We start from the raw sequence: 11,776 nt of genomic DNA, 5'->3' as shown, positions 1-11,776 counted from the left end.
ATTCCACCCGGTGCGGCGACCGGTGCGGCGACCGGATTCGGCGACCGGATTCCGGGGCTGAGGTCACGGCGCGTGGTGCGGCCGTCCGGCGGCGTGGCCGATGGCGGTCACGGTGAGGGTGATCAGCGCCGACAGGGCGACGCCCCAGGCGATGTTGAACGTCAGCAGCAGCGCCCCGACGCCCGCCCCGAGCAGGATCAGCACGATCGCGGCCAGGCGCCGAAACCACGGCTGGCCTTTGCCGCCGCCGAGCCGCGAGTCCGCCGCGAACCCGGTGATCGTGGACGTGACCACCACGGTCGTGACATCCTTGACCCCGATATGCCGGGCGACGGATGCCTGCAGCCCCATCACGGCGGCCAGAGAACCAGTGATCAGGAGGCCGAACGGGTGCGGCGGCACGCCGCCGCCGGCGAAGAGCACCATTGCCAGGACCAGCATGATCAGGCCCTGCGCGCCGAACAGGACAGTGGCGTGGGTGGTCCAGCCGATGGCGACCGGGCGCAGCACCCGTCCGCCGACGGCGGCGCCGAGCATGAAGGTGAACAGGGCCAGCAGGGGCCCGGCCACGGGAAGTCCCGGGGCGCCCGCGATGGCCATCCCGAGGATGACGACGTTGCCGGTCATGTTGCCGGTGAAGACCTTGTCCAGGCCGAGGTATCCGACCGCGTCCGCCACGCCCGTGGAAAATGTCAGGGCCAGCATCAGCCCCAGGTGCAGATTCGCGGGGTGGCGGCGGAGTTTCTCAAGCACGGGGGTCCTATCGGAGAGCGCGACTGCGGGCTGGCGGCGGGCTGGCTGCGGGGGTGGGACCGGGGCCGAATCTAGGTCTCATGATTCCACGGATGCCGGGCGCATCGGCGCAGGTCGGCGCAGGTCGGCGCAGGTCGGCGCAGGTCGGCGCAGGTCGGCGCAGGTCGGCGCAGCTGCGGCGCGTGGCTGGGCGAGGTCGGCGCGGCGAGCAGCCTGCTGACGAGCGGTCGGTCCGGCCGGTGTTCTCTCCGGTCAGTCTCTCCGGTGGTCTTTCCGGTCAGTCTCTCCGGTCAATGTCGAGACCGGTCTCGAGGTCGGAGCACTCGACCAGGTGGGCGTGGTGGGCCTGCAGATAGGGTCGGGCTCCGGTGTCGGCGCCACTTGATCGGATCAGCTCGGGCCAATGCGCGCGCCCGATCACCACGGGATGCCCCGGTCGTCCGAGGAAACCGGCCTGCCGGAGCGTGTCCGGACCGACGGATGCCTCCGATCCCGTCTTGCCGGCCCTGGTGCCGGGCAGCGGCGCGATGAGGCGTGCCACCGTGCTCGAGCGGAGCCCCGGGACGTCGACCGGCACGATCGCCACGGCTTCGGGCTCCGGCGCAAGCGACGTCGCGGCCCGGAGGCCCGCGCGGAGCGACGCGGAGAGTCCTTCCGCCCAGTCTTCGGCCTGCACCACGAGGACCGGCGGGGTCGGGGCGCCGGTCCTCGTGGCGGTGCCGGGGACATCCGTTGCCCCGGTCAGGGCGAATTCGACCAGGAGCGCCCTGGCGTCGTCGGCTCGGGCGCCGAGCACGACGATCACGGGCGAGCAGCAGGCGTCGGCGAGCGTGCGGATCGTGCGAACCAGCCAGGGGACGCCGTCGCCGCCGCCCGCAAGGGCTTTCGGCAGGCCGTACCGCGAGCCGGCGCCGGCCGCCAGCACGAGGCCGGCGATCGATGTGGGGGAGGAGAGGGGCATGCCTGCCATCGTAGGGCGCGGGCCGGTGGGGAGCCCGGTCGGCACGTCCGGCCCCTCGAACACCCGAGCCTCAGGCTTCCGCACCTCAGGTACCCGAGCCCCTAACGAATTCGACGGAGATTTTGACGATTTCGGGCCGAAACGGATGCTACGGGTCTTTTTAAAGCAGAATCTCCGTCGAATTCGTTGGGTCGCCGCCGGGACGGGACGGGGACGGGACGGGGACGGGACGGGGACGGGACGGGGACGGTGAGGGTGCCCGGGGCGGGGCCAATTCCGGGGCGAGCACCCGGCGGCCGCGCACGTAGACGCCGGTGATCGCCGGCTGGCGGAGAGCCAGCAGCAGCGCGAACAGGGTCTGTTCGGTGGCCATCGCCTCGTCGTCGGCACGGATGCCGCGTTCCAGCACGCTGGCGAGCGGCTCCCAGCGGTCCGGCTCGATCAGCAGGAAGTCGGCGTCCTTGCCCACGTCGAAGTTGCCGAACCGGGTCTCCATGTCCAGCGCGCGCGCCCCGGCCAGTGTGCCCGTGAAGAGCAGAGCGGCGGGGTCGATCGACAGGCCCGCGTCACCGGGCTCGGACAGGTGCACCTTGAAGCAGTCGTTGAGCACCCGCGACACCAGCCACTCGTCGCCGGCGCCGATGTCCGAGCCGATGGCCACGTTCACGCCGAACGACGTGGTGCGCAGCCACGGCATGGTGCCCGAGCCGAGGAACTGCTGCGAGGTCGGGCAGTGCGCCACCGAGGTGCCGGTCTCGGCCAGCCGGGCGAGCTCTTCGTCCTCGCAGTGCACGGCGTGGGCGAGGATGCTGCGCCGCCCCAGCAGGCTCGACCCGCCCCGGGCGGACCCCGGCAGGAACCGGCCGTCGTACGTGTCCAGGTACGTGTCGACCTGGTAGACCGACTTCACGGCGTCGATCTCGCCGGTGCCGGGCCGGTTGTTCTCGTTCAGGTGGCTGTGGAAGTAGACGCCGCGGCCGCGCACCCCGTCGTAGAGATCGCCGAGGCCGGCCAGGGTCGTCGGCGTAACCGACAGGCTGAACCGGGGCACCACGGCCACCTGCAGCAGTGCGGTCGCCGGGTCGCCGGTGTCCACGGCGTGCCAGCGGTCGATCTCGGCCGAGACCAGGTCGAGCGCCTCGGTCTCGCCCGTGAGCAGGGCCCGGGAGGGCTCCGAGCCCACGGTCTGGATGCCGCGGCCGCTGACCAGGCGCAGGCCGGCCCGCTGCGACTCGGCGAACAGGGCGTCCTGGGCGTGGGGGAAGGCCGAGCCGAAGACGAGGGCGCTGGTCGTGCCCGCGGCGATGCGGCGCCGGGTGAAGTCCCGGGCGATGCGCTCACCGAACGCGGGGTCGCCGAGCCGGGCCTCCGCCGGGAAGACGCAGTTGTCGAGCCACTCCAGCAGTTGGCCGCCGCCGTAGGCATCCGTGGAGTAGGTCTGCGGAAAGTGCAGGTGCGTGTCCACGAAGCCGGGCAGGATGAAGCCGCCGCGATTGTCGGTCACCGGCAGGCCCGCGAAGGCCGCGGGCAGGTCGGCGAAGCTGCCCACCCAGGCGATCCGGCCCGTCTTGGTCGTGACCAGGGCGCCGTCCGGCAGGGACACCAGGTTCTCGCGGGCGGTGGCGACCGTGGGGGAGCCGGCGACGTGGAAGATGTGGCCGCGGTAGACCCGGCTGGAGGGTGTCACGGAGGGGTCCGTTCTGGCTGGTGCTGCGGGTATGGCCGGTGGCGGTGCCGCGGGTGACCGCGGGCGGGACGCCCCCAGTGTATTGGGCGACGGCCGGGAGAAACGGCTCCGGCTCAGCCTGCAGCCCGCTCGGGGTGCAGCAGCCGCCAGATCCGGTCGCGGGACATGGGCAGCTCGGTGGGACGGATGCCGATCGCGTCGCGCACCGCATTCGCCAGTGCCGGCGCCACCGGGTTGTACGGCGACTCGCTCATCGACTTGGCGCCGAACGGGCCGAGGACGTCCGACGTGTCCGCGAAGTACACCTCGGTCAGCGGCAGGTCGGCCAGCAGGGGGATGTGGTAGTTGCGCAGCACGCTGGTGGTGACGGTGCCCGCGCCGTCGAGGACGACCTCCTCGTAGAGTGCGGTGCCGATCGCCTGCGCGACCCCACCCTCGATCTGGCCGCGGCACTGCTCCGGGTTCATCACGACCCCGGCATCCGCGGCCTGGATGGACTGCAGGATGCGAACCTCGCCGGTCAGGGTGCTCACGGCCACCCGGAAGGCGTGCACGTTGAACGCCACCGAGCGGCGGGCGCCATCTTCCGCGCCGGTACCGCGCAGAACGGATGCTCCGGCGTGCTCGGCCAGCTCGGCCAGCGGCACGAACGCCGTCCCGCTGCGCAGCCCGTCGGGTTCCAGGGTCCACTCGGCGGAGGCGATCGGCGGGCGTCGCTCGCTGGCGGCCGACCGCAGCCGGGCGGCCAGGTCGTTCGCCGCGGCCAGCACGGCCTTGCCTGCGATGACGATCCCGGCCGACCCGAACGCGCCGGTGTCGTAACCGATGGCATCCGTGTCCGACTGCAGGATCTCGATCCGGTCAGGCGTCGTGCCCAGGGCGGTGGCTGCGAGCTGCGCGTGCACGGTGGTCGTGCCGTTGCCGAACTCGGCCGTGCCCACCCGCACGGTGTAGCGGCCCGGGTTGGCGGCCGTCACGTCACCGAACGTGTCGCCGAACGTGTCGCCGAGCGTGACGGATGCCTGTGCGTAGTGACCACGCGGCGGGGTGGTCGCGATCATGGCGGTGGCCATGCCCTCGCCGACCTTCCACTCCGCGCCGGCGGGGACGGCCTGGCCGTTGCCGCGGGCCAGCGCCGCCTGGGCCAGGTCGAGGCACTGGTCGAGGCCGTAGCTGCCGAAGATCAGGTCCTCGCCCTCCACATGCGTCACCACGAGGGGGTCGGCCGGGCCGACCGAGTTCAGCCGACGCAGGTCGAACGGGTTCAGCCCCACGGTGCGGGCGAGCTCGTCCAGGGCGGACTCGACGCCGAAGATGACCTGGCCGAGGCCGTAACCGCGGAAGGCGCCGGACGGGAGGTTGTTCGTGTAGACGCTCTGCGCATCCACCCGCTTGTTGGGCACCCGGTAGAGGCTGACCGATTCGGAGCTGCCGTGGTACATCACGCCGGGGCCGTGATTGCCGTAGGCGCCGGTGTCGGCGAGCACGCCCAGCTTGAGAGCGGTGAGGCGGCCGGTGTCGTCGGCGCCGAGGGTGACGTAGATGCGCATGGGGTGCCGGGCCGGGGACAGGGTGAACTCGTCGGAGCGGCTGAACTCGTACTGCACCGGGCGCCGGGTCTTCAGCACGGCGAGGGTGACGATGTCCTCGGTCAGGATCTCCTGCTTGCCGCCGAAGCCGCCGCCGACCCGGGCGGTGAACACGCGCAGGCGGGAGGGTTCGAGGTCGAACAGGCGGCAGATCTCGCGGTGCACCAGGAACGGCACCTGGGAGCTGGTGCGCAGGATCAGGCGCTCGCCGGTGCCCTCGTTCTCGCCGTCGGGTCCGGGCTCGAGCCAGCCGATGGTGGCGTGCGTCTCCAGGTGCGTGTGCGCCACCCGCTGGGTCTGCCAGCTGCCGCTCACGGTGTGGGCGGCGCCGGCCAGGCCGGCCGCGATGTCGCCGTACTCGCCGTGCAGCTCGGCCACCAGGTTATGCTGCGGGTCGGCGAGGCGGCTGGCCGCGGCATCCTTGTCGCCGTGCACCAGGGCAGCGCCGGGCCGGAGCGCCTCGGCCGGGTCGAAGACGGCCGGGAGCGGCTCGTAGTCGACCTCGATCAGCCGGCAGGCGGCTTCGGCGATGGCGACCGTGTCCGCCACGACGGCCGCGACCCGCTGGCCGCGGAACCGCACGATCGGGTCGAGCACGAGGGTGTCGTCCGGGTCGTCGAGGCGGTCCTCGTGCCGGGCGGTGGAGTAGAGCGTTGCGGGGGAGTCGGCGTGGGTGAGCACGGCGTGCACCCCGGGCAGGGCGGCCGCCGCGTCGGTCCGGATCGAACGGATGCGCGCATGCGCCTGCGTGCTCGGCAGCACACTGAGGTGCAGCAGCCCGGGCACCGTGACGTCCAGCGTGTACGGTTCCCGCCCGCTCACCACGCGCTCGCCGGCCGGGGCGCCCAGGGAGGTGCCGACGGTGCCGGGGCGACGGCCGGTCTGGACCACCGGACCCAGACCGGTGCGGCCAGAGCCGTCGGCGGGGGTGTGCGTGCCACGGATCGCGTCCTCGATGGCGCGGTAGCCGGTGCAGCGGCAGAGGTTGCCCTTGAGCAGGCGAGGGAGGTCGTCCAGGTCTGGTTCGGTCAGGGTGGAGGCGGTCACGATCAGGCCCGCGGTGCAGAACCCGCACTGGAAGCCGGCGGCGTCCACGAAGCGCTGCTGGAGCGGGGCGAGGTCGCCGGGCCGGCCGAGCCCGGCGACCGTGGTGACGTCGGCGCCCTCGGCGCGGAACGCGGGGTAGATGCAGGAATGCACGGGGGTGCCGTCGACCAGCACGGAGCAGGCGCCGCAGTCCCCGGTATCGCAGCCCTTCTTGACCTCGAAGTGCTCCTGGTCGCGGATGAAGGAGCGCAGGCACTGGCCGGGCGCCGGAGTGGCGTCGACCGGTTCACCGTTGATCTGGAACCTCATGGGTGCTCTCCGTTTTCGAGTGCGGCGCCTTCGAGTTCCGCGCGGATCTCCTCGCCCAGCACCCCGCTCACCGCGCGTCGCCAGTCGGCGGCGCCGTGGGCATCCGTGAACCAGTAGTCGATGGCGGCGATATCGCGGGCGAGCGCGCTCGCCGCGGGCAGTGACGGGTAGCGCAGCTGCACCGGGCGCACCGTGCCGGCGGTGACGGTGAGCACGAAACCGCCGGCCGGGTCGAGGCGACCCACGAGCACGGCGCCGGAGCGGCCGAGCGGGGAGAGGGCGATCTTGCGGTACACGGTGCGGGACGCCAGCGAGGAGGCCGGAACGTGAATGGACCGCAGCACGTCGCCGGTGCCGAGCACGTTGGTGGTGTTGCCGGTCACGAAGGCGGCGGCCGGCATCCGTTCGTCGCTGCCGTCGGCGCGCCAGATCAGCACCTCGGCCTCGAGGGCGGCCGCGAGGGTGGTCATCGGGCCGGCGGGCAGGGAGGCGCAGAGGTTGCCGCCGACGGTGGCGACATTCCAGATCTTGAAGGAGCCGTAGAGGGCGGTGCAGCACTGGAACAACAACGGATGCGCCGTCCAGCCGGGCGCGGCCGGCAGCCGGGACAGCTCCGCGAGGGTGCACGTTGCCGCAATCTCGAGGCCGCTCACGCCGCCGGTGTCACCCGGGTCGGTGCCTGCCACCCCGTCGGCCACCGTGCCGGTCACCCCGTCGGCCACGGCGTCGGTGGTCACCGTGAGCGCCGGCCAGCGCAGGGTCTGCAGGTCGACGAGCCCGGTGAGGTGCACCTGCGGGTCGGCGAACAGGTCGGACCCGCCGGCCAGGGGAGCCACTTGGGGGCTCAGGGCGCGCAGGTCTTCGCGGCTGCGCGCCGGGGTGATCGTCAGTACGGTGTTCAGGTCCATCGTTCCCCCTGCAGGGCAGTGTGTCGCGCGGTGCGTGCCCGGTGCCGGGCGGGTGCCGGGTGTCACGCGCTGGATACCTGAGATTATCCGCGCGGAGCCCGCCGCCCGCGAGTCGACGCGCACGCTCGCGGCATCCTCACGGCCAGGGCAGCGGGTCTGCACCCCGGGGCCTCCACCCCGTGCCGCCGTGAACCAGCTTCCCCGCTGTGAACCAATTCGACGGAGATTTTGATCTAAAACGCGAGTTTTCAACGTTCTGGCGCCGATTCGGGCAAAATCTCCGTCGAATTCGTTCGGGGGCTAGTGGTCCAGACCGTGCAACTGGTCCAGGATGTGGTCGAGCACGTCGTCGAGCAGGCCCAGGCCGTCTTTCACGCCGCCCGGGGATCCCGGCAGGTTGATGATCAGGGTGCGGCCCCGGCAGATTCCGGCGTAACCGCGGGAGAGCACGGCCAGGGGAGTCGAGGACGAGCCGCGGCGGCGCATTTCCTCCATCAGGCCGGGGAGTTGCCGGTCGAGGAACGGCAGCGTCTGCTCGGGCGTGTGGTCATGGGGGCTGACACCCGTTCCGCCGGTGGTGACGACCAGGTCGCAGCCGGCATCCACGGCCGCGGCGAGGGCCGCGCCGACCGCGTCGCCGTCGGGAACCACGCGGCGCTCCCGCAGCGTCCAGCCGCGCTCGCCGAGCCAGGCGTCGATGCTGGGGCCGGTGCGGTCGGGGTAGACGCCGCCCGCCGCCCGGGTCGACGCCACGATCACCTGCGCGATGCGCGCGGTCCGAGGGTGCGCCGGGGCCCGAAGCGGGGGCTGCGACGGATGCTGCGGCGGGGGCTGCGACGGATGCTCGGACCGCTGCCGGGCAGGAGGCGGCGACGCGGCCGGCGTCATCGCATTGCCCGTCGCCTCGCCCGTCGACTTGCTCGCTGGATTGCTCGCTGCTGCGTTCACGTGCTCCATCCTGCCCCACTCCCGTCCGACCGCAGCCTCACCCCCGTCTACGCGCTCTGCCTCGCTCCCGACCGACCGCTGCGTTGCTCCCGTCCGACCGCTGCGTCGCTCCCGTCCACGACCGCTGCCTCGCTCCTCGGTCGGGCCGGTGGGCATTGCCGGGAGGAGGGAATACGCTGGAAGGATGACGTCTTCCGTTCCACCGTCCCCCCGTGCGAACGCTCGCCCGCTGACGGACGAGGAAGTCGATCGCATCCGCAACGATTTCCCCATCCTCGCCCAGCAGGTGAACGGGCATCCGCTCAACTACCTCGACTCGGGTGCCACCTCGCAGAACCCGCTCAGCGTGATGGAGGCCGAGCAGGAGTTCTACGAGCAGCGCAACGCCGCCGTGCACCGCGGGGCGCATACCCTCGCGTTCGGCGCCACCGAGACGTTCGAGGCCGCCCGGACGACCGTCGCGGCCTTCATCGGGGCCCGGGACGACGAGGTGGTCTGGACCTCCAACGCGACTGAGGCCGTGAACCTCGTGGCGTACTCGTTCTCGAACGCGTCGCTCGGCCTCGGCGGTGCGGCGGCCCGGCGCTTCCGGCTCGGTGCGGGCGATGAGATCGTCGTCACCGAGATGGAGCACCACGCCAACCTCATCCCCTGGCAGCAGCTCGCCCTGCGCACCGGCGCGACCCTGCGGTTCATTCCGGTTCTGGACGACGGCACCCTGGACCTGGCCGCCGCGGCCGGAGTCGTCGGGCCCCGCACCCGGGTGCTGGCGTTCACTCACGCCTCGAACGTGGTCGGCACGGTCAACCCGGTCGACGAGCTCGTCGCCCTGGCCCGCTCGGTCGGCGCGCTCGTGCTGCTCGACGCCTGCCAATCGGTGCCGCACATGCCCGTGGACGTGGCCGCGCTCGACGTGGACTTCGCCGTCTTCTCCGGCCACAAAATGCTCGGCCCGACCGGGATCGGCGTGCTCTTCGGCAAGTACGAGCTGCTCGCCGACATGCCGCCGTTCCTCACCGGCGGGTCCATGATCACCACCGTCGACATGCACACCGCCGAGTTCCTGGCACCGCCGCAGCGGTTCGAGGCCGGCACCCAGCGCATCTCGCAGGCGATCGCCCTCGCCGCCGCCGTGGACTACCTGACCGAGACGGGCATGGAGCGCATCGCGGCCAGGGAGGCCGAGTTGGGCCAGCGTCTCGTCACCGGGCTCACCGACATCCCCGGCGTGCGCCTGCTGGGGCCTCCCCTCGGGGTGGAGCGCATCGGGCTGGCCAGCTTCGACCTGGCCGGCGTGCACGCCCACGACGTGGGACAGTACCTCGACGAGGCGGGCATCGCCGTGCGGATCGGGCACCATTGCGCCCAGCCGCTGCACCGCCGTCTCGGCGTGACCGCGTCGACCCGCGCGAGCACCTACCTGTACACCACCACCGACGAGGTGGACCAGTTCCTGGCGACCCTGCGCGAGGTTGCGCCTTTCTTCGGAGTGCACTCATGACCAACAGCGCCATGCAGCAGCTGTACCAGCAGATCATCCTCGACCACGCCAAGTCCCGGCACGGCGCCTCGCCGGACGAGCTGCCTCCCCTGGCGGAGGCTGCGGCCGCAGCGGATGCCCGGGGGCTGCACCTGACCGAGTCGCACCAGGTCAACACGACCTGCGGCGACGAGGTGACGGTGCGCATGGGCGTGCGCGCCGATCCGGATCGGGCCGACGGTGATGCGGATGGCGATGCGGTGATCGACGAGCTCGTCTGGCGCGGCGACGGATGCTCGATCTCGATGGCATCCGCCTCCGTGCTCAGCGACAGCGTGCGCGGGACCACCGTGGCGGAGTCGCGTGCCCTGCTCGACACCTTCCGGGAGATGCTGCGTTCCCGCGGCACCATCGAACCCGACGAAGAGGTGCTCGGCGACGCCGCCGCCTTCGGGGGAGTCTCCCGCTACCCGGCCAGGGTCAAGTGCGCCATGCTGGCCTGGGTCGCGTTCGAGGCGGCCCTGCTCGGTCCGTAGGACCCGTGCGTCAGCGGCTTGACGCGCGTGGACCGAACGAATTCGACGGAGATTCTGCCCAAATCAGGCTCCAACGGTCGGAATGTCTGTTTTTAGAGCAGAATCTCCGTCGAATTGGTTGGGCGCCGGACCTGCGTCGGGGCGGGCGCACCGCCCGCGCGGTGAGTGAACAACCAGCTGACGTGGGCGGCCCCGCAATTTCGTGCGGGACCCCTTTATCGACGCCGACGGGCGGCGTATTATGAGTAGTCGAAATGCGATAGCCAACGCTCGCCTGGCCGGGATTACAGCCCGGCGAACGAAGAGTACCGGCCACGATTCGCGCCAGCGGCTGTACTGCAGCCGGCACTCTCACCCAGGGAAGCACGCCGCCGTCGGCATCCGATCCGGCGCGGGATCCGTGACCAGTTCGATTGAGGAGCGCTTCCGCCGAATACCTCCAGATGCGCCAAGGAGGCGTTGAACATGCTGAAGGAACTCCACACCGTATTGCCGGCCGCCGATCTCAGACGCGCTCAAGCGTTCTATCACGATGCTCTCGAACTTGACCCCGCCGAGGCCCACGAGGAAAGCCGAACCCTCGTGTACCGCACGGGGGCCGGAGGCACGTTCGAGATCTATGAGACGAGCAACGCCGGCACCGCCCGGAACACCCAGATGTGCTGGACCACCGACGATCTCGATGCCGAAATGAGCCGGCTCCGCGAACGCGGCGTCGTGTTCGAGGACTACGACGTCCCGGGACTGAAGACCGTCAACGGTGTCGCCGCGACGGACGAGATGAAGTCGGCCTGGTTCAGGGACACCGAAGGCAATTTCATCTGCATCTTCCAGATGCTCTAGCCGGGATCGCTCAGTGCTCGCAGAGACCGCCGCAGGCAGGACGCCCTGCACGAGGTGAAGGGCCCGGCAGCGTCCGGGCCCCTCACCGGTCTGTTCCGCTACCAGCCGATGCGGCCTACAGCCCGTCTCGCTGGTGCGCCAGCTCGCGAAGCACCACGGCCACGCGCTCGGCGAAACCCTCGGGGACCTGCTCGGGCAGCGCATCCGTCGGCCACCACCGCACGTCTTCGCTTTCCGGGCTGACCACGGGCGTGGCATCCGTGGGCGCAATGGCCACATAGCCGACGTCCCAGTGCGTGGTGCAGCGGCCGAATCGTGAACTCAGCGCGTGCCGGTGCACGTCGACCGGCGGCGGGCCCGCCGGGCCCGCCGGGCGGAGGCCGGTGATGCCGCCCTCCTCCCGGGCCTCGCGGAGGGCCGCGGCGGCCACGGATGCGTCGGCCGGCTCGACATGGCCGCCCAGTTGCACCCAGAACCGGCCCTTCTTGTGGAAGCAGAGCAGCAGGTGGCTGAGGTGCGGGTTGAAGACGAAGCAACTGGCAGTGACATGCTCGGCGCCGCCATCCCGGTCCAGGGCGGCGTCGCCTCCCGCGCGCACGAACGACAGGTACTCGGCTCGGAGGCTCGCCTGGGCGGGGTCGACGGGCAGCCAGGTGGCCAGGGACGTCTCGAAGGCCTGCGCGGTGTTCGAGTGGATGGCAGTACTCATAGAGGA

Annotated in this window: 10 protein-coding genes; 3 read left to right on the top strand and 7 right to left on the bottom strand. The window is 71.5% G+C overall.

The features are described from left to right. Positions 1-63 precede the first annotated feature (63 nt). The 6 genes from E3O49_RS02275 to E3O49_RS02250 form a co-directional block, all read right to left on the bottom strand. On the bottom strand, positions 64-753 hold the full coding sequence (locus E3O49_RS02275) for a YoaK family protein (RefSeq protein WP_241978668.1): 690 nt from the start codon (positions 751-753) through the stop codon (positions 64-66). A 277-nt stretch (positions 754-1,030) separates the two neighbouring features. Continuing rightward, positions 1,031-1,714, bottom strand: a complete 684-nt coding sequence (locus tag E3O49_RS02270) for a nucleotidyltransferase family protein (RefSeq protein WP_134406001.1) — start codon at positions 1,712-1,714, stop codon at positions 1,031-1,033. Positions 1,715-1,874: 160 nt separating this feature from the next. After that, positions 1,875-3,401, bottom strand: coding sequence for an amidohydrolase family protein (locus tag E3O49_RS02265; RefSeq protein ID WP_134402558.1), 1,527 nt, complete (start codon positions 3,399-3,401; stop codon positions 1,875-1,877). A 113-nt stretch (positions 3,402-3,514) separates the two neighbouring features. Then, entirely contained in the window at positions 3,515-6,346 is a 2,832-nt protein-coding gene (locus tag E3O49_RS02260) for a molybdopterin-dependent oxidoreductase (RefSeq protein WP_134450921.1), read from the bottom strand. Beyond that, complete coding sequence (locus E3O49_RS02255) at positions 6,343-7,254, bottom strand: FAD binding domain-containing protein (RefSeq protein WP_134450920.1); 912 nt, start codon at positions 7,252-7,254, stop codon at positions 6,343-6,345. Before E3O49_RS02255 ends, E3O49_RS02260 begins: the two co-directional genes overlap by 4 nt. 300 nt (positions 7,255-7,554) lie before the next feature. After that, positions 7,555-8,202 carry a MogA/MoaB family molybdenum cofactor biosynthesis protein gene (locus E3O49_RS02250; protein WP_338144965.1) on the bottom strand — a complete coding sequence of 216 codons (648 nt, stop codon included), beginning with the start codon at positions 8,200-8,202 and terminating at the stop codon, positions 7,555-7,557. Positions 8,203-8,386: 184 nt separating this feature from the next. Here E3O49_RS02250 and E3O49_RS02245 point away from each other — a divergent pair, with 184 nt between their 5' ends. The 3 genes from E3O49_RS02245 (at position 8,387) to E3O49_RS02235 (ending at position 11,061) form a co-directional block, all read left to right on the top strand. Beyond that, positions 8,387-9,703 (top strand): aminotransferase class V-fold PLP-dependent enzyme, encoded by a 1,317-nt coding sequence (locus tag E3O49_RS02245; protein WP_134450918.1) that lies wholly within the window; start codon positions 8,387-8,389, stop codon positions 9,701-9,703. Beyond that, complete coding sequence (gene sufU / locus E3O49_RS02240) at positions 9,700-10,218, top strand: Fe-S cluster assembly sulfur transfer protein SufU (RefSeq protein ID WP_134402556.1); 519 nt, start codon at positions 9,700-9,702, stop codon at positions 10,216-10,218. Before E3O49_RS02245 ends, sufU begins: the two co-directional genes overlap by 4 nt. Before the next feature lie 465 nt (positions 10,219-10,683). After that, positions 10,684-11,061, top strand: coding sequence for a VOC family protein (locus E3O49_RS02235; RefSeq protein ID WP_134367491.1), 378 nt, complete (start codon positions 10,684-10,686; stop codon positions 11,059-11,061). Between the two features lie 115 nt (positions 11,062-11,176). Here E3O49_RS02235 and E3O49_RS02230 read toward each other — a convergent pair whose 3' ends face one another. After that, the gene (locus E3O49_RS02230) at positions 11,177-11,770 is read right to left on the bottom strand and encodes an NUDIX domain-containing protein (protein ID WP_134402555.1); all 594 of its coding nucleotides are present in this window, start codon (positions 11,768-11,770) and stop codon (positions 11,177-11,179) included. Positions 11,771-11,776 lie beyond the last annotated feature (6 nt).

The sequence above is a fragment of the Cryobacterium shii genome, assembly GCF_004402595.1.
Lineage (GTDB): Bacteria > Actinomycetota > Actinomycetes > Actinomycetales > Microbacteriaceae > Cryobacterium > Cryobacterium shii.
The sequence above is the reverse complement of the archived record's forward strand: the minus strand, read 5'-3'. Positions and strand labels throughout refer to the sequence as shown.